The sequence below is a fragment of the Accumulibacter sp. genome (genome assembly GCF_036625195.1).
Taxonomy (GTDB): Bacteria; Pseudomonadota; Gammaproteobacteria; order Burkholderiales; family Rhodocyclaceae; genus Accumulibacter.
The window spans coordinates 1284483-1308137 of the sequence record NZ_JAZKUG010000001.1; the positions used below are offsets into that span (position 1 = coordinate 1284483).

General features: G+C 61.3%; 21 protein-coding genes. All 21 read right to left on the bottom strand.

What is annotated here, in order from left to right; all coding sequences use genetic code 11:
• Positions 1-2 precede the first annotated feature (2 nt).
• Positions 3-788 (bottom strand): ABC transporter permease, encoded by a 786-nt coding sequence (locus V5B60_RS05570; RefSeq protein ID WP_034932276.1) that lies wholly within the window; start codon positions 786-788, stop codon positions 3-5.
• Positions 789-805: 17 nt separating this feature from the next.
• The gene (locus tag V5B60_RS05575) at positions 806-2020 is read right to left on the bottom strand and encodes an ABC transporter ATP-binding protein (RefSeq protein WP_332346045.1); all 1215 of its coding nucleotides are present in this window, start codon (positions 2018-2020) and stop codon (positions 806-808) included.
• Entirely contained in the window at positions 2017-3192 is a 1176-nt protein-coding gene (locus tag V5B60_RS05580; RefSeq protein ID WP_332346046.1) for an ABC transporter ATP-binding protein, read from the bottom strand. The genes V5B60_RS05575 and V5B60_RS05580 overlap by 4 nt, the downstream gene beginning before the upstream one ends.
• Positions 3193-3201: 9 nt before the next feature.
• A complete protein-coding gene (locus tag V5B60_RS05585; RefSeq protein WP_332346047.1) occupies positions 3202-4875 on the bottom strand; it encodes a hypothetical protein in 1674 nt (557 codons plus the stop codon).
• Between the two features lie 24 nt (positions 4876-4899).
• Positions 4900-5604, bottom strand: coding sequence for a WbqC family protein (locus tag V5B60_RS05590; protein ID WP_332346048.1), 705 nt, complete (start codon positions 5602-5604; stop codon positions 4900-4902).
• Complete coding sequence (locus V5B60_RS05595; RefSeq protein WP_332346049.1) at positions 5601-6908, bottom strand: GNAT family N-acetyltransferase; 1308 nt, start codon at positions 6906-6908, stop codon at positions 5601-5603. The genes V5B60_RS05590 and V5B60_RS05595 overlap by 4 nt, the downstream gene beginning before the upstream one ends.
• Positions 6909-6939: 31 nt before the next feature.
• Positions 6940-8382, bottom strand: coding sequence for a hypothetical protein (locus tag V5B60_RS05600; protein ID WP_332346050.1), 1443 nt, complete (start codon positions 8380-8382; stop codon positions 6940-6942).
• A 54-nt stretch (positions 8383-8436) separates the two neighbouring features.
• Complete coding sequence (locus V5B60_RS05605) at positions 8437-9609, bottom strand: class I SAM-dependent methyltransferase (RefSeq protein ID WP_332346051.1); 1173 nt, start codon at positions 9607-9609, stop codon at positions 8437-8439.
• The gene (locus V5B60_RS05610) at positions 9602-10654 is read right to left on the bottom strand and encodes an ATP-grasp domain-containing protein (protein WP_332346052.1); all 1053 of its coding nucleotides are present in this window, start codon (positions 10652-10654) and stop codon (positions 9602-9604) included. The genes V5B60_RS05605 and V5B60_RS05610 overlap by 8 nt, the downstream gene beginning before the upstream one ends.
• A complete protein-coding gene (locus V5B60_RS05615; RefSeq protein ID WP_332346054.1) occupies positions 10651-11373 on the bottom strand; it encodes a metallophosphoesterase family protein in 723 nt (240 codons plus the stop codon). The genes V5B60_RS05610 and V5B60_RS05615 overlap by 4 nt, the downstream gene beginning before the upstream one ends.
• The gene (gene asnB / locus V5B60_RS05620) at positions 11370-13247 is read right to left on the bottom strand and encodes an asparagine synthase (glutamine-hydrolyzing) (RefSeq protein ID WP_332346056.1); all 1878 of its coding nucleotides are present in this window, start codon (positions 13245-13247) and stop codon (positions 11370-11372) included. Before asnB ends, V5B60_RS05615 begins: the two co-directional genes overlap by 4 nt.
• A gap of 3 nt (positions 13248-13250) precedes the next feature.
• Positions 13251-14396: a DegT/DnrJ/EryC1/StrS family aminotransferase gene (locus V5B60_RS05625; protein ID WP_332346057.1), complete on the bottom strand. Its 1146-nt coding sequence runs from the start codon at positions 14394-14396 to the stop codon at positions 13251-13253.
• Positions 14396-15376 carry an NAD-dependent epimerase/dehydratase family protein gene (locus tag V5B60_RS05630; RefSeq protein WP_332346059.1) on the bottom strand — a complete coding sequence of 327 codons (981 nt, stop codon included), beginning with the start codon at positions 15374-15376 and terminating at the stop codon, positions 14396-14398. The genes V5B60_RS05625 and V5B60_RS05630 overlap by 1 nt, the downstream gene beginning before the upstream one ends.
• A 59-nt stretch (positions 15377-15435) precedes the next feature.
• Positions 15436-16494: an NAD-dependent epimerase/dehydratase family protein gene (locus V5B60_RS05635; protein ID WP_332346061.1), complete on the bottom strand. Its 1059-nt coding sequence runs from the start codon at positions 16492-16494 to the stop codon at positions 15436-15438.
• Positions 16495-16509: 15 nt separating this feature from the next.
• The gene (locus V5B60_RS05640; protein WP_332346064.1) at positions 16510-17445 is read right to left on the bottom strand and encodes an NAD-dependent epimerase/dehydratase family protein; all 936 of its coding nucleotides are present in this window, start codon (positions 17443-17445) and stop codon (positions 16510-16512) included.
• A 12-nt stretch (positions 17446-17457) separates the two neighbouring features.
• On the bottom strand, positions 17458-18399 hold the full coding sequence (locus tag V5B60_RS05645) for an NAD-dependent epimerase/dehydratase family protein (protein ID WP_332346065.1): 942 nt from the start codon (positions 18397-18399) through the stop codon (positions 17458-17460).
• A complete protein-coding gene (wecB, locus tag V5B60_RS05650; protein ID WP_332346067.1) occupies positions 18396-19529 on the bottom strand; it encodes a non-hydrolyzing UDP-N-acetylglucosamine 2-epimerase in 1134 nt (377 codons plus the stop codon). The genes V5B60_RS05645 and wecB overlap by 4 nt, the downstream gene beginning before the upstream one ends.
• Positions 19526-20626 carry a DegT/DnrJ/EryC1/StrS family aminotransferase gene (locus V5B60_RS05655; protein ID WP_332350437.1) on the bottom strand — a complete coding sequence of 367 codons (1101 nt, stop codon included), beginning with the start codon at positions 20624-20626 and terminating at the stop codon, positions 19526-19528. Before V5B60_RS05655 ends, wecB begins: the two co-directional genes overlap by 4 nt.
• Before the next feature lie 75 nt (positions 20627-20701).
• Entirely contained in the window at positions 20702-21334 is a 633-nt protein-coding gene (locus V5B60_RS05660) for an acyltransferase (RefSeq protein ID WP_332346069.1), read from the bottom strand.
• Positions 21335-21347: 13 nt separating this feature from the next.
• Positions 21348-22415 (bottom strand): FAD-dependent oxidoreductase, encoded by a 1068-nt coding sequence (locus V5B60_RS05665; RefSeq protein WP_332346070.1) that lies wholly within the window; start codon positions 22413-22415, stop codon positions 21348-21350.
• Between the two features lie 7 nt (positions 22416-22422).
• Positions 22423-23475 (bottom strand): Gfo/Idh/MocA family protein, encoded by a 1053-nt coding sequence (locus tag V5B60_RS05670; RefSeq protein ID WP_332346071.1) that lies wholly within the window; start codon positions 23473-23475, stop codon positions 22423-22425.
• Positions 23476-23655 lie beyond the last annotated feature (180 nt).

A 23655-nucleotide genomic window follows, 5' to 3' on the forward strand; every position in this document is an offset into this window, starting at 1 on the left:
GCTTAGATGGCAGAATCAAAAGAGCCCTTGGCGCGGCGGAATGCCGCGAGCCCGAAATGAAAGATGACCCAAGAAAGCACGCCAACGAAGCCAAGGCCGACGGCGCTGGGGAATTCATGGGCAATGAGGATGGAGCGGTACGCGTCGGCAATCTGGTAAAAGGGATTGGCCAGCGAAACCCTTTGAATGATCGCAGGCATGCTGTCAAAAGGGTAAAAAATCGGGGTCATGAACATGATCGCCGTCAGCAGGGTAGGCAGAATCTGCAGGACGTCACGGACGAATACGGCGATTGCCGACAACCACATCCCGAGCGCGATGATCCAGAAGAACTGCAGCAACATCACCAGCGGCAGCAACACCACGTGCGCGGTGACTGGCGTTCCCGCCCACACGAACAGCACGAAGAGGAAGAAGAGGCTGACCGCGAGATTCACGGCACCGACGAGAGCGCCGGCAATTGGCAGGAGCTCGGTCTTGAACGCCAGGTTCTTGACCAGCCCTGCTGCACCGACCACGGAACTCGCTGCACCCATGAGCGCTTCTGTCGTTGCAATCCAGGGCCCGTAGCCGGTGATGAGCCAGATGACGTAAGCGAGAGTCGTCTCGGAACCGGGCAGCCTGACCTTGAAGACGAAGCCAAAGATGTAGGTATAGAGGGCGAGCATGAACAGCGGGTTGGATACGGCCCAGAAGCTCCCCAGGGAGGACCCGAGATAACGGTCGCGCAGATTCATCTTGAAGAGATTGATCAGCAGCCGGAAGTCGTAGCGAGTAAACCCGAACACGGGGGCGTCTCCATTGATCAGGCCTGCACCGAAGCCGTGATGGGGTAGTAAAGCATCGGCCTTCCGCCCGCAGGCGGAACCGGCGTGAAGACTTCGAACACCGTCGAGTGCTCGCAAAACGTGGCGGACGGGCTCTGCGCGGAGCCGAGAAAGAACGCATCGAGTCGGTATACGGCTGCTCCCAGGGTCAGAGGGGCAAACTCCAGTTCGATGCCCACCGCGCCACGGGCAGTGGAAAAGTCGGCCAAGGGGAAATCGCTCTGAAAAACCACCAAATCGTCGAGACGTACGATTCGTATGCGGCAGAGGGCGGGCTCCGCGAGATGATCGTGCCTGCCGGCAAGCCGAATCCGAAGCCTCGCATGCGCCTCTACGCGCGGCGAGCCCAGGTCGTCACCACCGGAAAGGAGCGAAACGCGGCCGATCTCACTTCCCGCCCGGTACGAGCGGCTCCCGACGTGCGCCCGGAATCTCGACATCAGTGCGGCTTCATCCTCTGCACGGACCTCCTCGAGATAGGCGTTCGTCACATCCAGCGGCGGGCCGTCCATGAGAATCTGCCCAGCCTTCATGTAAATGCAGCGATTGCAGATCTGTCTGACTGACTGCATGCTGTGGGAGACGAGAATGACGATCTTGCCGCGGGCGCAGATTTCCAGGATGCGTTCCGTAGCCTTCATGGAGAACGCAGCGTCACCAACGGCAAGCGCTTCGTCAATGATCAGTATTTCCGGATCGACGTGTGAAATCATCGCAAATGCCAGGCGCGCTTTCATCCCAGTCGAATAAGTGCGGACCGGATAGTCGATGAACTTGCCCAATTCGGCAAACTCGATGACCTGCGCGGCAACCCGCTCGACCTCAGCACGCGACTTTCCCTGGATCTCACCATCAACGTAGATGTTCTCCCTGCCGCTCAAGTCATCACGCAAACCCACACCCAGGGTCATGATCGAGGTCACTCTTCCGTTGACCCGAATGGCCCCGGTTGTGGGCTCGCAGATGGCGGCAATCATGTGCAGGAGGGTGGACTTGCCGGCACCATTGCGTCCGATGATGCCGAGGCGATCGCCTTCCGCAATCCGCAGGCTGAGTCCGTCGACCGCAAGCTTGCCGCTGGGAACGGTCTCGTGCCCGGCATCGCTGGTCATTGCCGCGACCAGTTCGCTGGTGGCCGAGCTGCCGACAGGGTACATTTTGGATACTTCCTGCAGCTCGACGAAAAGGCTCATACCAGCTCCGCCGGAATTGGTCGCACGGTAAAAGGCAAGGTGACGGCGGCGGGGAATGGTTTGCCTTCAACACGCAACGTCAAACCATTCCCGTAGGTCCAGGATCGGCAATCGAGGCCGGTCTTCGGTCGCATTCCCGGCAATGGCCGCTGAGCGAGGAAAAGGTTCAGGGAATACTTGCCGGGTGCCAGCGGCAATGCCGGGATTCTGAACTCCACCGTGTAGTTGCCCGCTGTATCGGCTACCGGGTAGTACTCGGAAAGAATGACGATTTCCCAACCAATGCCGATACGCAACATTTCTACCGATATGGCCAGATCGACTGCCACATCGTCAAGAATCTCGACCGGCAATCTGATGACCGAATCCTCACCGGAGCGCAGGACGAATTCTGGCGGGATGGCGTCCGGAAATCGTGCTGATTCGGCCGGAGGAACACGCAGGTCGAGATAGCGGACGACCGCAGAATCACTCGAACCGACGAACGAAAAGCGGCCCTCGTCGATGACGCAGGCCTGTTCGCAGAGCTTGACGATGGCTGTCCAGTCGTGCGTGACGAGAACTCCGGAGGCACCGCCGAGCAAGCGCTCGCGCATCCTGCGCCAGCACTTGGCCTGGAAGTGCTCGTCACCAACCGAAAGCAACTCGTCAATCAGGTAGATCTCGTGCTGGTAGGCTGTGGCCACGGCGAAGTACAACCGCGACGCCATTCCCGACGAATAGGTGCGAATGCGTTGATCGAAGGCATCGCCCAGTTCCGAGAAGTCAGCGATATCTTCCAGAATATCCGCGACGCTGTCACCGGCGACGCCCATGAACTGCAGGTAGCGCGTGGCATATTCGCGGCCCGTGAGGTTGGTATTTCCCATGCCGCCCAATTCGAAAAGCCCGGCAACCTGCCCGTTGATCTCGATGCGGCCGGTCGTCGGCGTGTAGACCTGTCCGAGGAGGCGCAGCAAGGTACTCTTGCCCGCTCCATTCCGGCCGAGGACTCCGACGATCTTCCCGCGTGGGACAGTAAGGGAAATGTCCCGCAAAGCCTCGACCACTGGGCCACCCCCGCCCCTTTCCATCCCGAGAAGTATGCGCCAGACACGCTGCTCACGCTGCACGGCAAACGTCTTGCTGACGTTGGCGCAGCGCAAGGCAAAACTGGGACATGTTTGCTCCATGCGGTGAACTCAAGCGCTTCGTCGCAAGAGGGGATCACCAGCGAGCAGCGCAGCGTAGATCCGATCGAACCGTGTTGCCCCGGCCGCAGCGGAATGCCATTTCAGAGCAAAATCCCTGCTGCGCCGGCCGATCTCACGCCGCCTCTCGGGATCGGCAATCAGGTCGCGCAGGACGGACTCGACGGTGTGCGGCGTCGCGCTGACAACGGGTAGTTCTTCAGCATAATCGGGGAGCTCCTCGCGCACGCTCTCCAGCCACTCGGGACGGATGAAGCAGATTACCGGCTTCGCGAGCATCATCGCTTCACGGATGTTTGCGCCGAACCAGCCGTACGTCAGCATGTCCAGGAAGATGTCTGCCTGCGCCTGCAGGAAGCGGACCTCCCTGTTGGGAATGCCGGTTGGCTGGATCAAGTCCAGTACCATTCCCTCGGTGCGCAGGCGCTCGATCAAGGGGAGATACACGTGGGAGGACTTGATGTTGAGTCCATCGCTGCGGGTTCGCTCGTCACGGTGTCCGACGGCGTGATAAAGACGCACCCCGCCGTCAGGTAGCGATGGCAGACGATACTGCTCGGGAATCGCCATTTCCGGATGCCATAGTTCGGGATCCAGGCAGTAGAACTCCGGAACTTCGTGGACCCTTCGGTCGGCGTTGCAATCAACCCGGTTTCCGCCCAGCGTGCACTGAAAGTCAGCGACGGAGTTCCTGAACTGTCCCCATGCGAGGTTGCGTTCGTCACTGCAGACTGAGGGTTCGTGTTGCCAGCGGCAGATCGCACAGACCGACTCCGGACCCCATTTGGCGAAGGCCGTCTGAGAAACGCCGTCAAGGCAACCGTTGTGCGAGTAGACCACCTTCTTCCCGAGTGCCTTGAGGAGGTGGATTTCCGCGTGCATCCCGAGGCGCTGTGCGACGGCCGACTGGACACCCCACCCGAAGGCAATGCCATGGGCGTTGGAGAAATGGAAAACGTCGTAACCGTAGATGGCCAGAAGGTAGAAACCCAACTCTCCTTCGACACCTACCGGGATATCACCGCCGAGCCGGTAATCCTCACCATGGTAGTAGATCCAGTTTCCAGGATTGCTGTCCCAGTTATAGACATCGGCCTTCCATCCAAGGTGACGCAGGGCGCGCGAGAGGTACCAGACGTTGTAATAGGACTGACCGCAGAACAGCACCCGCCGGGACGCCAGCGCATCGAAAGCTGGCTTGAGGGTGTGCGCGGCGCAGTGGAGAAAGGCGACCTCGGCCAGCAGGTCGTCCGCAGCTGGCGGGTCGCAACGATCCACCGGCAGGCCGGCGGCTGAACGGACCAATCGGCGCAGTTCGCGGGCAGCTGCATCCATGCTCGTGGGGTTTGCCGATCCTTCTGCGCCGACCGCGGCGCGAAAGGCTGCAACGCGGCCGGAGAGATCATGAAGACGACCAACGGATCGCAGCAGCTCGGCCTTGAGCTCGGTCTCCAGTTCCGCCCTGAGCTCGGCCCTGAGCTCGGCCTTGAGTTCCGCCATGGGCCCGGCCTTGAGTTCCGCCATGATCTCGGGTTTGAGCTCTGCCTTGAGGTCCGGCTTCAAGGATGAATTCAGCCTGCTCTTCAGCTCTTGCTTCCACTCGGCGGGTACGGTGTTGACGCCTGCACGCGCCACACGCTTGACAAGACGATCGTACGACCCCACGGACTCTTCCTTGCGACCAATCGGTCATTCTACCGCCAGCAGCGCCCGTACTCCAGCTCTGCCGACATTTGCCAATGAATCGACGATCGAGAGCCCCGGCAAGAAGTCGCCTCCACCTGCCTGTGGATACACGGGATGGCGAAAGCCCTGGTATGCCAGAGAAACGCCGGCCCGGGCGAATGCTTCATCGTCCTGATAGCCGGAGGCTCCGCCGCCGCACAGGTAGCGTGTGCCGCCGACTCTGCGTGTCAGGTTGATCAACAGATCGCTCCCCTGCCCATCGCAGCCAAGAGAAGAGGACGTTACACAATGGTCATACCGCAAGCCAATCTGCGCGGCGATCGCCTTGATCATCGCGCTGTTGTAGCGCGCCAGGTTGCTCTCCGGTGCAAGAACCAGTGGTTCAAGCCAAGCCATGGTTTCCTTGTAGAACGGTGCTCTCGAGTACGTTGCTGTCAGTGTCTTCAGCAGCTTGCTGCGCCACGGCTGCTCGTCAGCCCATTCGATTTCGTTGATCGCCCGGACTCCATGGAAGGCTCGCTTGATCGGCCCGGTGACCCAGCGGGCCTGGTCGCCACTGCGCAATCGTACGCGATTGCACCAGACGCCGCCGGTCTTGGGGAACTGTACGTCATCAAGAAAGATGAACACGTCGCTGCGTGCAATCTTGTCGAAGTAACCGAGCCAGGGCAGAAAATTGGGCTGGTGGATGGCAACCGTCCTGTTCATTCGTCGCGCTCGATCAATCCCATCACGGCCAAGTCGAGCCATATGCCGTCGACCAGGACGGCCTCGGTCAATGAACCCTCGCGGACAAAGCCCGTTTTCTCGCAAGCACGGATGATCGACAGCTCGGTCTCGGCAGCGTGCAGGCAGATACGATGAAGGTTCAGGTCCACGAAGGCAAACCGGCACAGGAGCCTGATCGCCTCGGCTGAGTACGCTTCGTCCGCAGACGAGCCATCACTGATCCGGACCTGCAGTTCCGCGTTGCGGTGCCGCCAATTGATGTTCTGCAACCGGCAAGTGCCGATCGCCTTGCTGCTCGCCCTTTCCTCGATCACGAACAGCAGCAGATCCGTGCGCTCTGCAAGCCTTGATCCCACCGGTGCCAAGTGGTCCTGCTCGGACCAATGACGAGAAGCTGAATTCAGGATCAGTGCCTCGTCGTGTGACGACCATTCCTCAACGAGCGGTGCATCGGCTTGCCACAGGGGACGTAGACGGACCGAGTCGGTCTCGAGGATGCATCCTCCCAACGGCCCGTACTTGAACGCCGTTACCTCGCACGGGGTCAAGTAGCGATCCATGCCGACGCGCCGGCCCTCGCCATCGACATAGAAGGCGGGCGGGAGCGGCGGCAGCAGAGCGCGGATACGGTTGTAGATCGCAACCACCGGTTGGCGCCATGTGAAAAGCCCATCATCGGGAGTCCGCCGGCAGCAGTAGTTGGCGGCCCGCTCGTCCTGGTTCTGGGCAGTCCAGTTGCCAGAGAGGATCTGTGGCAGACTCGCCGCGATCAGGTCGTCTGTCGCTCGCGCAAGGCGATCGCGCAGCGTTTGCCAGGTGTCCTCAAAGAGCAGCGCCACGCGCCGCTGGGCGATGATGGGCCCTTCGTCGATGCCGGATGTCAATTCGTGCAGGGTCACACCCGTCTCGGTGTCGCGGTTGATGATCGCCCACTGAAGCGGATTGCAGCCGCGATTACGTGGCAATAGCGCATGGTGGATATTGATGCCGCCGAGGCGAGAGAGACTCAGAACGTCCGCCCGAATGATCATGCTGTAGGAGTTGACCCAGATCAAGTCTGCATCAAGGGCTTCAATGGCGGCCGCGAAACCCGCATAGTCCGGGCTACCCCATCGCGGCTGGACAAGGAAGGGCACCGTCATTCGCGCGGCAACCTCCAGCAGACCATCGTGATACTGTGGTCTGACCGCTGCACCCACGATGGCAACCACGTGGCCCACGGGAAGATGACGGAGAAGTTGGGAAACCCCAGCAACATCGCCAAAAAGCAGGATTCGCAACACTTTCGTGAGTCGCTCCAAAGGGTCAATGGGATCAGAAAGGCAGGGCGAGCCGCTCCGCTCCCCCGTCGTCCCGACCCGCCCCAGCCCCAGCTGTCTCTGGCCGCACTGCCGCGCCGGCGGCGACAGCCCCCAGGTGTTTCTGCAAGGCTTCCCACCTGGTTCGATACGCCTCGCAGACTTCGCGGCTGCGCTGTTTTTCAGGATCCCCGGCATCGTGCGGTCCTTGCCTGGTGTCCGCTGCATCGCTGGCAGACTCTTCCCGGCTCAGGCCGTCAAGGCCGATTGGCTCTCCCCTGCCCCACACGGCGAGCGACTCGATTCGCCCGCACAGCTCCACGCAATCTGCCTCAAGCGCTTCGTCTGCCGCCTCCGGCACGCCTTGCGCCAAGCGCTCGCGCACCATAAGTGACTTCCTGTGTGCCGCATCGTGTGCCTCTCTCGCTGGCAGCCAGCTTCTTCCGGAAATGCATTTGAACAGGCTCAATCCATCGAAACCAGCACTGGCCCGGTCGAGAAAACCGCACACCTGCGCCACCGGAATCCGCCATTCCGAAGTCAGGATTGCCTTGCAGATCCGCCTGAGCTGTGTCTCATGGAGTCGCGAAAGTTCGAGGAACAGCGTCGCGAAGCGCCGCATGCTCCAAAGATAATCGAGGGCCTCAAAGATCTCATGGTCAACCGATCGCAGAAAGCTGATCGACGCTGCTGCACCGGCGAAGTTCTCGCGATTGCAGGCCTCGAGCGCTTGGTCGTAGAACAGCATCGTCGCTCGGGCGCGACCGAAAGCGCAGCGGAAAACCCGCTGCCGCGGCGGCATGGCGCGTGATTGCCACCAGCCCGGGTGTGTCAACACCTGCAGGCACGAATCACTGGCCTCGCTCAGCACCTCTGACAAGCGACGAAAGCGCCAATATCCGTTCGAGTCGGAACAGTACGGCACCTCGGTCTTGAAGCGCCGTGAGTAGCAATTGACCAGGCCACCATAGGTTTCTGCCTCACAGCCGAGATGAAACGCCGTCGGGTTGTGAAAGCTGAAAGCCGCGGGGCGTTGACCAAGAAACTCCTCGAGCAGTCGAGCCTCGCGGGCGACTTGGTCATGCAGTTCGTCCTCCGAGCGCGTGGCATGAAAGGCCGCATCGAAGTGCAGGGCGACCTCGTGACCCAAGCCGAGCAGACTGTTCAGGATTTCGAGCTGGCTACGCTCAAGCAGATTGTAGAACTCGCTGTGCGGATTCACGAAGAAGGTAGACTGCAGGCCCTCATCGTGCTCCGCCCGTCCCACGGCGAGTGCCCGATTGAGGGAATAGTCGCAGTCGTGTCGCCAAAGGACGAAGCGTTGCCCCCATGGAATGCGGTCGTAGCTGGCAGGCGTGTACGAGGACAGGCAGAGGCGAACAAGACCATGATAGGACTCGATCGTGAAGTCCTCGTCTTGCGGGGCTGCGTTCGGCGGCGGGTTATCTACCGATATCATGTGCTTCTCTTCCTTCCTGCCACGAGAGCGCCAGAACGACATCGCGTGCAATCTTCAGTCATCGCCAGGGACCGCTCCGAAACCGCCGCCAGAAATGGCGAAGATCCTGGCCGTCACGCCTCGTGCCCGCAGCCTGTCGATCACTGCCGGGTGGTACTGCTCACTCAAGGTGAGTATTATTGGTCGCGTGTTTCCGAAGATCCTGTCGTCCGGCCGATCTATTGTCAGTGGGGTATTCGGCATCAGTCGACCCTGGACCACGGGGTTGTCATCCACTATGGAGATGCGGTCATACCATCCTGCCCGGAAGTCGGACGCATACAGCAGGGCTGTAGCCGACAAGCCGGCGCCATAGAGAATCACGCCCTCGTCGCTGCCATCGATGAAAGCGCAGACCTGAGCGATCACCTGTCTCAGGGATGCGATTCTTGCGCCAGGATCGTAGCTGCTGCCGGAGCTGCGGCAAAATGCGCAGATCAGACTGGGCTCGCTGGCACCGTTCAAGAAACGGATCTCGAAGCCGTGACCGGTGATCATTGCCGCGAGGGAGTTGCGACAGAAATAGTGCGGGTGTTCGTGCGCGAACATGTTCAGAACCCCGAGCCGCAGGAAGTGCTCGGCGTTCGGCACCTGCATGATCGCGATGCCATCGATCTTGAGATTCAGGTGTAGCTGCTCAAAGAACGCGTCGACATCCACGATATGCTCGAGATTGAAGCGCGAAACAATGCAATCAAAATCTCCAGCTATCGGGGTAAGACCATAATAACCATCGATGAAATGCACATCGCCGCCTTGCCTGGCCCCCGGGTTGACCGCTGTGCAGCGGTATCCCTGGTCGAGGAAGTATTTCATCTGCTGCACGTCATCGCAACCTATTTCCAGAAGGCTGCGTCTGCCCGGGGGGCAGAATACTGGCAGCAACCTGTCGAACGGCTCGCGATAAAAGACGTTCAAGGTTTCGAGTGCCTTGAATGGATAGAGGTTGTAGTAGTCAGCGTACAGTCTCTCGACAAAACCAGGGTCGATGCGTGTCAGGAAGACGTGCTGACAGGCAGAGCAGGCCGCTGCGTGGACTTCTCGTGCCGGCACATCGGTTGCACGAGTACCTTCCACCGGGAACAGAATCGCGGGCAACTCGCCGCCGCACGGGATCTGGATGATCGCCGAGGAGCCGCAGGCAGGACACGCGTTCCTGCCGACCAGGTTGGACGTGGGTCTAGCCATAGTAGTGCTCCGTCAGGTTCCTGAGGATCAGCCCTTTGCCGTACGCGAAACCGACATCCAACTTTTCCTGCAGCAAGTGCCTGCGTATCAGAAGGTCCGGTTCGTTATACCCAACCATGGCACGCAGTGAGGTGGTCCCGGAGAACCTGGGGTTGATCTCGAAGACTTGGACTACGCCTCGGACCAGGCGGCACTGTATGTTCAGGGGGCCTCTGGCACCGATCGCCATGGCGATCGCCCTGCACTGATCGGAAACAATCGGGAATCTGTCGATCTCGCCCTGGCTGATTCCCGAGCTGATGACCAGGCGCGGTCCGAGCTCTGCTCTTCCGGTCGTGTTGGCCACGCTCGTTCGAATGCTGAGCTGCCCGGTCAACGAGCGCTTGACTGCGATGGCATTGATGTATTCTCCCTCCATGTCATGGAGTACGCCGACCGTGTACTCGGCATCAGGAGTCCCAACGTACTCCTGAATGAAGAACTTGATGTCATTGGCGCCGAGGTTGAGAAACTGCGCCAGACCGTCCAGCTCGTGCGCGTTCCGCGCGATATAGACGTTGCTCGAACCGCCTCCTCCCAGTGAAGGCTTCACGACCACAGGAAACCAGTCAATCGCTGCCAAATCGCTAGTCGCGTCTACGACGGCGAAGCGGGGAGCGGAAAACCCAAGTTCCAGCAGGCGCCTGTTGGTCTTCTCCTTGTCCATGCACAGGTCGATCACAGCGGTCGGGTTGACCGGCAGGAACACACCCTGCTCTTCAATTTCTCGTCGATGCCTGGCGAAGAGCCTCAATTCGGGTTCACAACCGTGAAAGAGGACCTGTATCCGGTGGCGTGCAATCAGGGCGAAAAGCTCATCCATGTAGGTTGGCGAACTGGCTAGCGGCAGCACAGCGCGCTCGTGTACCATATCGAACTGCGGGCAGGCCGGGTTGGCGTCGGCTCCGACGATCCAGTAGCGTTCATTCTTGGCGAGCCGCAGCGCTTTCAGGATCTGTTCTCCATGGCCGCCGCCGCCCATCGCCGTAACCAGAATCCTGATCATGAATTGCTCGCTTTCTTGGCTTCTATGACCGTCCCGGCCAGCGAAGCCGCTCGCCGAGCGAAAAGACGAAGGACTGATGGGTGTACCAAACTCAGCGAATCCGCCGGCAGGGAAGCCAGCGACTTGCTGATGTCAAAACGATACAGGCGCGCTTCCTCGTTCGCCGGATCGAAGGTCGCGAACGAACCATAGCGCCCATCATCCCGCGGCAAACCACAGCTTCCCACGTTGACGAATGTGGTGCCGCCTACCATGCGGATGAATGGGTAATGGCTGTGCCCCATGAAGACGAATCTCTCCCTGAGGACGAATCGGCTGAGATCGCTGTCGGGATACAGATACTCGTTCGTGAAATCCGCCGGGCTTCCGTGTACAAACAGCAGTTCCGTCTGGCCTTCGGAGTGCCGACAGTGCGTCGGCCAGGTTCGAATGAACGCTGCCTGCCGCTGGGTCAAGCGATTCCGGATGAGCTGATGCCCGTATAATGGTTCGCGCTCCCGATCCATGCCGCCCTTCAGCAGGAGATCCTCATGGTTGCCGAGAACGCAGCTAACCGTCGTTCCCATCCGTTCCAGTTCGCTGATCACTTCGACGGTCGGAAAGTATCCCACGGCATCGCCAAGAAAGTAGAACCGTTGTGCGCCGAGTTGCCGCAAATGATCGATGGCCGCACGAAAAGCGGCGGTGTTACCGTGGGCGTCCGACAGGATCCCGATCACAGGTATGCCTTCATCCACGCTTCGACGTTCAGCAGCGACCAGATCAACAGGCGCTGATTCTCTTCACCTCGCATGTGCTGCTCTATCATCGGTACCAATGCCTTGCGGTCGAGGACGTCGTAGATGCGCGCGCTCCTGTCCAAAAGGCTGCGTTTGACGAAATCAATGCTTTCGCCTTTGAACCAGCTGGCATCCGGTCCGGAGAAGCCCTGCTTCAGGCCACCGGTGATCGAGTCCGGAATGTGTCGGGCCATCACGTCCCTGAGGATCTGTTTGCCATCGCGTGTGCGCTCGAAATACTTCGACGATTTGGCTCCCGGCTCGTTCTCGTTCATCCGCACCACCTCGGAGAGGTTGTTGAGTTTCAACGAGACCGGGCAGCGCATGGCAAACTCCACCAATTCGTTGTCGAGAAACGGTACCCGACTCTCGAGACCGTGCGCCATGCTGAGCTTGTCCTCGACGATCAGCAACCCATGCAGGAACGTCTTGGCCTCGAAATACAGAGAGTGGTTGATGTAGTCGACCGGAGAATAGAGACTGTCTGAATGATGTTTGAAAACATCACGAAAGATATCGCGTGTCCAGACGTACTTCACGTCGCCCCAGATCGGTGCGAAGACCTCTCGCAGGCGCTGGTTCGGCATCAGCCGCTGCCAGAACTGGTAGTACTTGTCGATGTATCGCTCGAAATCATCATTGACCACGGCCCGATAGTAACGCCATGGGTAACCGCCAAACAGTTCGTCACCACCTGCTCCGGAGAGGACCACCTTGACGAACTTCGACGCAAGTTGTGCTGCGTAGTAGTTCGGATAGCTCTGGCCGACACGCGGCTCCTCAAGATGCCAGGCGAGCCGGGGCAGGACACGCTCCATGTCGCCCGCTTTCAGTACCATCTCGTAGTGCTCGGTCTTGAAGCAATACGACATGTACTCAGCCTTGCTCCGCTCGTCGAACGCCAGTTCGAGGCCGGAAGCCGAGTTGAGATCGAAGCCGCAGGTGAAGGTCTTCATGTATGGGTAAGACTGCGCCGCGACGGCAGTGATCGAGCCCGAGTCCATGCCGCCGCTGAGGTAGCTGCCGAGTTCCACATCCGTGACCAGTTGACGATTGACCGCCTGCCGGAAGAGGCGATCCAGTTCGCCCTCGTAGGCCATCTTGTCCACCTTGCCCGATGGTTCACGGAAATCGAAGTCCCAGTACTGAGAGAATTTCAGTTGGGGAGCCCTGCTGGCGAAGTCGAGCACGGCGTAGTGGCCAGCCGGACACAACCTGAGGTCCTGCAGCAGGGTCCTGTCGGTGAAGATGTTCTGGAACGTGAAGTACTCGAGCAAGGCCTCCCGGTCAAGTTGCCGCGGGAATCCCGGCTGGGCGATGATCGCCTTCTGCTCGGATGCAAACGCCAGGGTGTTTCCGACCACTGCATAGTACAGAGGCTTCACCCCATAGCGGTCTCGTGCCAGCATGAGCCTTCGTTCATGCCGGTCCCACAAGGCGAAAGCGAACATGCCGTTGAGGCTGGCGAAGGCCAGTGGTCCCCAGGCGGCCAGTGCGTTCAGGACGACCTCGGTATCCGACTGCGAGCGAAAACGGAAACCCTCGGCTTCAAGATCGGCGCGCAGCTCCCGGTAGTTGTATATCTCCCCGTTGTAGGCAATGACGTAACGATGGTCCGCGGAGAGCATTGGCTGATGCGCCGCGGTCGAGAGATCGATGACTGCCAGCCGGCGGTGTCCCAACCCGACGCAACCTTCGGTCCATCGTCCCTCGCCGTCAGGTCCGCGATGTGCGATGGCGTCGGTCATGTGCTTGAGGATGGCAGGTGAAACTGGCCGTCCGTCAAGATTCACGAGGCCGGCGATGCCGCACATGGCTCAGCCGATCCGGTGCAGCGACTCGACGACATGCGTGTAGTCGGCTGCCGTCATCCGATTGTGAAGTGGAATGGCCATGGTCTGGTCGTTGCAGTCGCGAGCTACCGGGAAGTCTTCCGGCCGCAGTCCATAGCGGCTGGCGTAGTAGCCGAGCAGATGCACCGCGTGCGTACCCGGTCGAGTGGCGACGCCGCATGCTTGCAGCCGCTCCATGAGCTCGTTGCGCGGGGCCGGAGCCTTGTATGGATCGACGTAGAGGACGTACGCCTGCCAAGCGTGCTGGCCATCTGCCGGGGCCTCCGGCGGCTGCAACCACTCGATGTCGGCCAGCGCACGCGTGTAATAGTCGGCCCAAGCGGTTCGCTCGGCAATGAAACGATCGAGCTTTGCCAACTGCACCAAGCCCACCGCCCCCTGCAGGTCGGTCATCCGGTAGTTGTATCCGAGCAGGTTGAACTCGGGCAGAAGATAGGGGCGTGGGCCGCTGTGGCGCTGTTCTTCGGAGATGCTCGCGCCGTGGTTGCGCAGCATGTTGGCAGTCGCCGCCAGTACCGCATCGTTGGTGGTCACCATGCCACCCTCGCCGGTGGTGATCGACTTCCGCGGATGAAAGGAGAATGCTGCCGCCAACCCGAGTGAACCCGCGGGACGTCCCTTGTAGCTGGCGCCGGCAGCACAGGCGGCGTCCTCGATGATCGGGACATGCGCGGGCAGTACCGCGCGCAGCCGATCGATGTCCGCACACAGCCCGAACAGGTGAACCGCGATCACGGCCTTCGTTCGCGGGGTGAGCCGTTGTACGACATCGCCGACATCAAGGTTGTTGGTCCGACGATCCACATCGGCGAATACGGGCGTTGCGCCACAGTACACGACCACGTTGGCTGTCGCCACCCAGGTGAACGCCGGAACGATCACTTCGTCGCCCGGACCGATACCGATCGCCGCCAGGATCAGGTGCAGCCCGGTTGTGCAGCTGGTCGTCGCCAAGGCGTGTGCGGTCGCATGCCGCGCGGCAAACGCCTGTTCAAAAGCGGCAACCTTCGGCCCTTGTGTCAGCCAGCCGCTCCGCAGCGGCTCGCGCGTCGCTTCCCACTCCTCATCGCCGGTGCAAGGAAGAGAGATTGCGATCGATCGCATGACCATCAGTAAGCGCCCTTGTTGGCTTCCCGCCAGGCGATGAGTTTCTCCAGTCCTTCGCGCAACCCGTAGCGGTACCTGAAGCCGAGATCGACCTCGGCTTTCGCCGGGCAGCCGATGCGATTCTGCACCAGCCGACGGGCGTCATCGGCAGAGTAGGGTTTGTAGGTGACCTGCAGACTGGAGCGTTTCAGTTCAAGGATGAGGTCGCACAGTTGCTTGATGCTGGTCTGCACGCCGGAGCCCACATTGTAGAACTGGTCGTTTGCCTTGGCTTGCAAGGCGAGCACGTTGCACCGGGCGACATCCTCGACGTCGATGAAATCGTACGCCTGCGAGCCATCGCCGTTGATCACCGGCGCTTCATTGGCGTCGATCTTGTTCAGCATGATCGGGATGACCCCGGTGTAGGCAGCCGTCTGATCCTGGTGCGGTCCATAAACGTTCATGTAGCGCAGCCCGACGTAGGCAAGCCCGTAGCGATCGTGAAAGGCCCGACACATGGCTTCGCCGGCAATCTTGGAGGCGCCGTAGAAATTCCGGTTCATGAAAGGATGAGCCTCCGTCATTGGCACCTCCACCGCATCGCCGTACACGGATGCCGAGGACGAGTAGACCAAGCGCTTGACCCCGTGTCTGACGCATGCCTCGAGGACGTTGAAGGTGCCCTCGATGTTGACGTGGAAGGCGGTGCGGGGAAAGTCCTTGCAGTGCAGCAGCCACATCGCCGCCAGGTGAATGACGTAGTCACAACCGCGCATGGCGTCGTCGAGGAGATCAACCTCGCGGATGTCCGCCCCGTTCTGGTAGAGACGACACCTCGCATCCGGAAGATGAGGTGCGAGATAGTCTCGCTTGCCGCGAGCAAAGTTGTCGTAGATCAGCACTTCGCCGACGTCAGTCTTGAGCAATTCGCCAACTACATGGCTGCCGATGAAACCGGCCCCACCGATTACCATCACTCGCGCATCGTTCAACGGATTCATTTCCTGGCTTCCAGTTCTTTCAGCCCAACAGCCGGCAACAGTTCAACGCAACTCGTGCATCATGTCCCGGCCTGCGCCATCAGCTTGTCGTGCCTCGCCATGCTACGCTTGATCAGTTCCCGGTTTGCGTTGGTCCATTCAACGGTGCGGCGCAATCCTTCGCGAATTTCGACCTGCGCGGTGAATCCCAACTCGCGTTCAGCCTTCTCGGTGGAGGCGAAGCGTTTTCCCGAACGATCCCAGTCGCGTGCGGGCCGTAGGTCCAGTGGGGTGGTGTTGCCCGTGCATTCGTTGATGATGGTTGCCAGCTCCAGGATGCTCGTCTCTTGGCCAGTGGCAAGGTTATATACCCCGCCCGCAGCACCGCGCAGCGCGCAGGCCATCAGGCCTCGTGCCATGTCCTCGACGAAGATGAAATCGCGACTGGCGTTGCCACCGTTGTCGAGTGGCAGCGCGTCGCCATGCAGCGAGCGCCAGATGAAGGTCGGCGTGACATTGCGCCAGACGGTGTGCACCGTACCCCGCCACTGCCCGGCACCGAGAATCTCGCGCGGCCCGTATACGTTCGAGAAGCGCGCCTTGACGAAGGGCAACCCGTGCTGCTGGAAATAGTAGTTGCCGTACAGTTCGCCGATGATCTTCGAGATCGAGTACGGGCTGTCGTGGTAAAGCGTGACCGGCTGCTCCTCGGTCGTTGCCGTCGGTGTGTCGTAGGTCTTCTCCGCGACCGCACAGGCCGCCGCCGCGTAAACGACCTTTTTCAGTCCCCTGATGTCCTTCAGACGGTCGAAGAGCTTGAGCGCGGTGTAGGTGTTGTTGTCATGGTCGGCAAACGGGTCGGCAATGGACGATTGGTTGCCATGGAAGCAGGCCAGATGAAAGGCGTAGTCGAGATCAACCGGCAGCCCGGCCAGGATACGGTCATCGGTGATCGACCCGAAGACGAAACGAACGCGCGAATCAGCGGGAATGTTGGAAACATCGGACGAAATCAGGTTATCCACAACGATGATTTCGCGCGGATCGTGCTCGAGAATCCGATGCACCAGGTTGCTGCCGACAAACCCCGCGCCGCCGACCACCAGCACCCGTGCTCCTGAAAACCTTAGATCGCTCATGACCGATAGCCCTGCTTACTTGGTTTGCGTTGGCGCTTTGAGATGTGAGAACACATCGGAAATACCGTACTTCTCGTACCAATCCAATTGCCGTCTGATCGTCTCGGCAAAGCCAACCCTGGCTTGCCATCCGAACGCCTTCAAGGTCTCGCTGGCATCGAGCGAAACAACCGGTACGTCATCGGCTGCCGGCGGGACAACCGGAACCTCCCTGCCGCCCAATCCAAGGTAGTCGGTGACCAGATCGAAGATTTCCTTGATCGAGTGCGCCTCGCCGCTGGCGATGTTGTAGACCCCGGTGGGCGCATCGGGCTGGATCGCGACATCCATGAACGCCAGGAAGTCGGCCATATCAAGGAAATCACGCGAGGTGTCCGAGCAGAAGCAGCTCTGGCCAGCCTTCAGGCGCTTGTAGAAGCTCGGGATCGGGCCGATCGCCAGGCGCGGGCCGGTCACGTTGGCGATGCGCAGCGACAGCGTCGGTACGCCGGAGAGCAGCATGAACTGCTCACCCGCCGTCTTGGTGATGCCGTAGCTGGTAAACGGCGCCGTGGGGTGGCTTGCCGGAATCGGCAACTGCTGCGGGCGGCCGTAGCACAGTGCCGTCTGGAAATTGATCAGGCGCCTGGCACCGCATGCCTTCGCAGCGCGCGCAACGTGGGCGCTGCCGATGACATTGGTGCGCGAGTCTTCGACCCAGTCATCGGGATCCTTGTAGGCCGCAGCGGCATGGATGACGACCTCCGGCTGAAACCGCGCAAAGCAGGCATCGACCAGCGCTTGATCGACGATGCTGCCTTCCTTGACAGCCAGGCCGGGCACCTCGGGCACGACCTCGCGTTTGCCGGTGGCGAAATTGTCGATCACGAATATTTCGTGGCCTTGCGGCAACCAGTGTTCGATCAGGTTGGAGCCAAGGCAGCCGGCGCCGCCGGTAATCAGGATACGCATCGGAATCCTCGCTTACTTCTTGCTTTCGAGACGCAGGTGCGTGTACTCACCGAGCGTACCGTGCCTCTGGTAATAGGCCATGGCCGCCGACACGGTCTCCTGCAGCGGCGTGAATTCGATTGTCCCGAAATCCTCGAAGGTACGGCTGGGGTCGAGCAGGATCGAGAAGACGTCATCCGGTCCGAGTTCCTTGACCTCGGCCTGTGGCCTGCCCGGGACATCGAGGGCGGTGACCACCGCCTCGTAAAGTTCCTGGATGGCCACGTCCTTGCCCGACGAGAAATGGTAGGCGCCGTGTCCCGTGCCGTCGATGGCCTTGAGGACGACGCGCGCGAGGTCCTTGACGAAGACGAAATCGCGCCGCGCGCGCGTGACGAAGCACTGCTTGCCGTCCTTGAGCCGCTGATAGAAGATCGGCAGCGGCCCGGCGACGTTGCGCGGCCCGACGACGTTTGCCAGACGGAAGGTCACGTAGTCGACACCGGAAAGTTCGAGGTAATACTCGTTGGTGGTCTTCGAGATGGCGTAGCTGCTGCCGACCGGGTTGCGCGGATGGTCGAGGCGGATCGGCTGCTGCACGGGCCGCAGGCCGTAGCAGAGTGCCGTCTGGAAATAGATGAAACGGCTGACAGCGAACTTCTTCGCCGCATCGACCATGTTCGAACCGCCGACGCAGTTGGTCAGGGTGTCGTTGTACCAGTCGTCCGGATCCTTGTACGAGGCCGCGGTATGAACGATCGCCTCCGGCCTGAAATCACCGACCAGCTGGTCGATCAGTGTCTTGTTGGCGACCGAGTCGATGACTATCTTCAGCGCTGGATGGTCGGCAAGATGTTCCCGGCGCCCGGTCGCGAGGTTGTCGATGGTGACGACCTGGTCGCCCCGTGCGAGCAGCATCTCGATGATATGCGAGCCGATCTGCCCGAGCCCGCCGCTGACAAAGACCTTCATCATGCTTTCCTTGTAGATGGTGAAACGTTCGAATCGACGCCAACTCGCACCGCTTGCAGCAGGCGCGAGACAATCGCTCGCGCCGCCATGCCATCGCCGTACGGGCTGCCCTGCTCGGTTCCAGTTCGACCGGCAAGGACCTCGCTGACGGCGGCGACGATCGTCGGACAGGACGCGCCCACCAGCCGATTCCAGCCAGTCTCGACGGTCTCGACCCACTCGGTCTCGTCGCGCATGGTGATGCAGGGAACACGGTAGAAGAAAGCCTCCTTCTGCACTCCGCCCGAATCCGTCAGGATCAGCCGTGCCGCCTGTTCGAGTGCCACCATGTCGAGAAAGGGCAAAGGCTCGGTTAGGGTGAGCGAATCCAGATGATGCAGCAGACCATGTTCATCGACAAGCTTGCGCGTCCGCGGGTGGAGTGGCAGGACCACCGGCAACTCGGCCGCCGTCCGCGCCAGCGCCGACAGGATCTGGTCCAGTCGTTCCGGATCGTCGGTATTTTCGGCACGATGGCAGGTGGCGAGGGCGAAACCTCCCGCCGTCAGGTGCAGACGCTGCAGCGCCTGGCTGTGTCGCCGCGCCCGGTCGCGATAGAAGAGGGCCACGTCGTACATCACGTCGCCGACGTTGGCGACACCCTCGACGATGCCTTCGGCCTGCAGGTTCCCGACCGCTGTTTGCGTCGGGCAGAAGAGCAGGCTGGAGACGCGGTCGGCCAGAATGCGGTTGATCTCTTCCGGCATGCGCATGTTGAACGAACGCAGGCCAGCCTCGACGTGCGCCACCGGCACGTGCAGCTTGGCGGCGGCCAGTGCGCCGGCGAGTGTCGAGTTGGTGTCGCCGTAGATCAGCACCCAGTCCGGCTTTTCCCGCAACAACACGGCTTCGATCGCCTCGAGCATTCGGCCCGTCATGGCACCGTGCAGGCCGCCGGAGATCTCGAGGTTGTACAGCGGCTGCGGAATGTCCAGTTCGTCGAAGAAAACGCGGGACATGTTTTCGTCGAAGTGCTGACCCGTGTGCGCGAGGATCTCGTCGATGTCTGCCGGGAAGTCCTCGCGTATCGCGCGCGAGACGGCAGCGGCCTTGATGAACTGGGGCCGAGCGCCGACGATGGTCAATAGTCTCATGCCGTCGCCTGCGCCAGCGCGGCAACGATCGCTTCCTGGGTCTGCTGCTCGAGATAGGGATGCATCGGCAGGCTGAGGACACGCGCCGCCACCGCGTCGGCGTGCTCCAGACTGCCCGCGATGCGGCAGCTTGCGGCGTAAGCCGGCTGCCGGTGCAAGGGCACCGGATAATGGACGGCAGTGGGAATGCCGGCCGCGGCGAGCTGCTGGAGAACGTAGTCACGCTTGTCCACCTGCACGGTGAACTGACCCCAGACACAGCTCCGATCCGGACGAACGGCCAGCCGTTGCACCTTTGGCAACTCGCGCAGCATTTCCAGGTAGCGTGCACCGACGGCGATGCGTTCTTCGATCTCCTGGTCGAACTGCTCCAGCTTGGCGAGGACGATCGCGCACTGGAGCGTGTCCATGCGGCCGCCAACGCCGACGCGGGTGTGGAAATAGCGCCGCTCCTGACCATGCACGCGAAGCTCCCGCATGGCTTTGGCGAGACCGTCGTCGTTGGTGAATATTGCGCCGCCATCACCGTAACAACCGAGTGGCTTGCTGGGAAAGAAGCTCGTGCAACCGATGCTCGACAGGTTGCAGCTCCGCGCTCCGCGGTAGGTCGCGCCGAAGCTCTGCGCTGCATCCTCGATCACGGGAATGTCGCCGTGACGGCGGGCAATGGAGCCGATCTCTGCCATGTCGGCGACCTGGCCATAAAGCGAGACCGGCATGATCGCGCGGGTTCTTGCCGTGATCGCCGCGGCAACGAGCTTGGCGTCGATGTTGCAGGTGTCGGGCTCGACATCGACGAAGACCGGTGTGGCACCTGCCAGTGCGATCACTTCCGCCGTCGCGACGAAGGTGAATGGCGTCGTGATCACTTCGTCCCCCGGTCCGACCCCGAGGGCCATCAAAGAGATCAGCAGGGCTTCGGTTCCCGAAGCGGCGGTGATGCAGTGCGCACACCCGGTGTACTGCTCCAGCCGCTGTTCCAGCTCCCGGACTTCCGGGCCCATGATGTACTGGCCGTGATCGAGCACCCGCTGCATGCGCTCATGGATCGGGCCGCGGAGGGAGGCGTATTGTGCCTTGAGGTCAATGAATTGGATGCTCATGCGTGTCCTGCTGCCTGACGGTTGATGCGGGTGCCTTCCGCTGATCTCCGGGAGGCTGTCGGTCGGATGTCAGTGCCCATGCTGCCCGGCATCCGGCGGTACCTGCGGGTTGCTCTGGATGCCCTGCAGGCAGCTGACCTGCCCTTCCCGAAGCAAATAGCGCACCGCCGTCGCCGGGCAGTACGCTTCTCCTTCCCCACTGAGCGGCAGATCAAGGCGTTCGCCGTGCTGGCTGATCCAGCCGATCTGTCGCGCGGGAACGCCCGCCATCAGCGCGTAGGCGGGGACGTCCCGATTGACCACCGCGCCGGCAGCGACAAAGGCGTACTCGCCGATGGTCACGCCACAGACGATCGTGCAGTTGGCGCCGAGCGTCGCACCCTGCCTGACGAGCGTATCGCGGTACTCGTGCTTGCGCGACACGTGGCTGCGCGGGTTGTAGACGTTGGTGAAGACCATGCTCGGGCCGCAAAAGACGTCGTCCTCGAGCGTTACGTTGTCGTAAACCGAAACGTTGTTCTGGATCTTGACGTTGTTGCCGATGATCACCTTGTTGCCCACGAAGACGTTCTGACCCAGCGAACAGCCGCTGCCGATGCGAGCCTCGCTGCAAACATGTACCCACTGCCAAATTCGGGTATTGTCGCCGACTGTCGCGCCGCTGTCGATGATTGCCGTCGAATCTGCCGTATAGCCGCTCATGACCCTCCCGGATTCAGTGAATGTGATCGGAAACCCTTCTCGCCAGCGCTGGAGCGGTCGTCCACTTGCCGCCAAAGACGCTGATCAGCGCACCGTCACGGTGCACGGCGTACTCACGCGTGGTCTGCGCCGGGTTGCTGGCCGAGTACAGCAGCGGCCGAACACCGGCAAACACCTCAATCACGCGGCGAGCATCGCCTGCAGTCGGAAGATAATGCCCGACGGCCGTCAGCAGGTAATCCAGCTCGCCTGGATCGCAGACCACCGGATCGTCGAGCGACTGCCGAATTTCGGTCGTGCCGACCAGCGTTCGTCCCTGCCAGGGAAGGACGAAAACGATTCGCGGCTCGCAAGGGACTTCGAGGACGTAAGCCTGCGGACAAGGACGATCAATGACCAGATGGCTGCCGCGCACCAGATCGAGGCGGTACGGCGAGCCAATCCCGCTCTGCTCGAGCAGGCGCTCCGCCCAAGGCCCGCAGACGTTGATCAGGCGTTCGTGGCGGACTGAAGTGCCACCGGCGAAGTCAATCCGGCCATTGCGATCGACGCGGCGCACCTCGCAATGCTCCTGCAGCACCGCACCGGCTGCCTGCGCCTGCCCGGCGACCCACAAGCCCAGTGCCCGATCGTCCATCTGGCCATCGGAGAAGGCGTAGCCGCCGACCAGTCCCGCACGCCGCAGTTCCGGGTCGGCCTGTGCGATTTGTCGGGCCGTACGCCAGCTCGCGGCCGGCAGTGCGCTTCTCCCCGCCAGCGAGTCGTAGAGGAACAGCCCGGAACGGATCAGCCAGCGCGAACGACGGCCACCACGGTAGATCGGCAACAACAAGCGCAGTGGCCGAGTCAGTCCAGGCACTCGCGCCAGCCAGCTGTCGCGCTCGCGCAGTGCCTCTCGCACCAGCCGGAATTCGAGGTTCTCGAGATAGCGGAGCCCGCCGTGCAGCAGTTTGGACGAGCGCGAGCTGGTCTCCGCCAGCAACCGGTTGCGTTCGTACAGGCGCACGCTGTGGCCGCGCAGTTGCAGCTGCCAAGCGCAACATAGACCGTTGATGCCGCCACCAACGATGCCGATGTCCATCAAGCGGTCAGTATTCCAGAGGCAAGGCTATCTCGCGTCCATCGCGGGCCGACAGGTAGGCTGCGATCAGGACTTCGAGGGACTTCAGGCCTTCACGTCCATCGACCTCTGGTTCCGCATCGCCACGCAGCACGTCGACGACGTTGCGGTAGTACAGCGGGTGACCGAAGCCGTAGACCGAGGTGGTCTCGTAGTTCGCGGTCTTGATGTCGGCATCGTAGTCACGCTGATCGGCGAAGTCCCAGACCTGAATGTCGTTGACCGCGACGCCGCCGATACGGACGGTTCCCTTCTCCCCAAGAATGGTGATCGAGCCTTCGAGGTTCCTCGGGTAGGTGAGCATGGTGACACTCATCGAGCCGAGAGCCCCGCTGCGCCAGCGAATGTTGAGCACACCGGTATCTTCGACCTGGATGTCCCGTGCCAGAGTTGCCGTCATCGCGGTGACGCTGGCGACCGGGCCGACCAGCCAGTCGACGAGGTCGACATAGTGGCTGGCCTGGTTCATGAAGGCGCCGCCGTCAAGTTCCCAGGTCCCGCGCCACTTCGCGGAATCGTAGTACTCCTGGGGGCGTGACCAGAAGACGTTGATGCTGACCATATAGACCTTGCCGAAGCGCTTTTCGTCGAAGGCCCGTTTCAGCATCTGCAGGGTCGAGTTGCGGCGGTTCTGCTTGACGACCAGCAGTCGCACGTTCGCCTGGTCGCAGGCGCGCACCATGCGAACGCCGTCCTGCCAGCGAGTCGCCATCGGCTTTTCGGTGACCACGTTGACACCGTGCGTGGCAGCCAGGACCGCCTGGTCGGGATGCAGGCCGCTTGGCGTACACAGCGCGACGACGTCGAGCGACTCCTTGCGCAGCATTTCGTCCATGCGCGCATAGCCTCTGACCGGGTATTTCTCCAGGTGGGCGTCGAGAACGGAGCGGTCATTGTCGCAGACGGCGGCCAACTCGAGGTCATTGCCGTGGGTCTCGATCGAACCGAAGTGGTTTTTCGAGATGCGACCACATCCCACTACCCCGACGCGGATGCGGCGTCCCTGAATCGTCTTGAACATCGGTTGGAGTTCCTGTTGGCAGGCGATCCGGAGTCCTGCAGCCGTGTCGGCTGGTGAAAAACCGGTATCGCACAAAGGCACGCATGATACCTGCAGGGGGTTGGCTCTTCAAGGATGCCGTGCCAACAGGACAGCGCGCGGCAGGGCGCCGTGCGACGCGCAGGACTCCCGGTCCGCGCA

What these genes read in the sequence shown, in the direction of transcription:
- V5B60_RS05630 (WP_332346059.1), bottom strand. Translation starts at nt 15,376, where the DNA reads ATGAATCCGTTGAACGATGCGCGAGTGATGGTAATCGGTGGGGCCGGT.
- wecB (WP_332346067.1), bottom strand. Translation starts at nt 19,529, where the DNA reads ATGAGACTATTGACCATCGTCGGCGCTCGGCCCCAGTTCATCAAGGCC.
- V5B60_RS05660 (WP_332346069.1), bottom strand. Translation starts at nt 21,334, where the DNA reads ATGAGCGGCTATACGGCAGATTCGACGGCAATCATCGACAGCGGCGCG.
- V5B60_RS05665 (WP_332346070.1), bottom strand. Translation starts at nt 22,415, where the DNA reads ATGGACATCGGCATCGTTGGTGGCGGCATCAACGGTCTATGTTGCGCT.
- asnB (WP_332346056.1), bottom strand. Translation starts at nt 13,247, where the DNA reads ATGTGCGGCATCGCCGGCCTCGTGAATCTTGACGGACGGCCAGTTTCA.
- V5B60_RS05645 (WP_332346065.1), bottom strand. Translation starts at nt 18,399, where the DNA reads ATGATGAAGGTCTTTGTCAGCGGCGGGCTCGGGCAGATCGGCTCGCAT.
- V5B60_RS05605 (WP_332346051.1), bottom strand. Translation starts at nt 9,609, where the DNA reads ATGGCTAGACCCACGTCCAACCTGGTCGGCAGGAACGCGTGTCCTGCC.
- V5B60_RS05625 (WP_332346057.1), bottom strand. Translation starts at nt 14,396, where the DNA reads ATGGTCATGCGATCGATCGCAATCTCTCTTCCTTGCACCGGCGATGAG.
- V5B60_RS05610 (WP_332346052.1), bottom strand. Translation starts at nt 10,654, where the DNA reads ATGATCAGGATTCTGGTTACGGCGATGGGCGGCGGCGGCCATGGAGAA.
- V5B60_RS05635 (WP_332346061.1), bottom strand. Translation starts at nt 16,494, where the DNA reads ATGAGCGATCTAAGGTTTTCAGGAGCACGGGTGCTGGTGGTCGGCGGC.
- V5B60_RS05640 (WP_332346064.1), bottom strand. Translation starts at nt 17,445, where the DNA reads ATGCGTATCCTGATTACCGGCGGCGCCGGCTGCCTTGGCTCCAACCTG.
- V5B60_RS05575 (WP_332346045.1), bottom strand. Translation starts at nt 2,020, where the DNA reads ATGAGCCTTTTCGTCGAGCTGCAGGAAGTATCCAAAATGTACCCTGTC.
- V5B60_RS05600 (WP_332346050.1), bottom strand. Translation starts at nt 8,382, where the DNA reads ATGATATCGGTAGATAACCCGCCGCCGAACGCAGCCCCGCAAGACGAG.
- V5B60_RS05580 (WP_332346046.1), bottom strand. Translation starts at nt 3,192, where the DNA reads ATGGAGCAAACATGTCCCAGTTTTGCCTTGCGCTGCGCCAACGTCAGC.
- V5B60_RS05670 (WP_332346071.1), bottom strand. Translation starts at nt 23,475, where the DNA reads ATGTTCAAGACGATTCAGGGACGCCGCATCCGCGTCGGGGTAGTGGGA.
- V5B60_RS05590 (WP_332346048.1), bottom strand. Translation starts at nt 5,604, where the DNA reads ATGAACAGGACGGTTGCCATCCACCAGCCCAATTTTCTGCCCTGGCTC.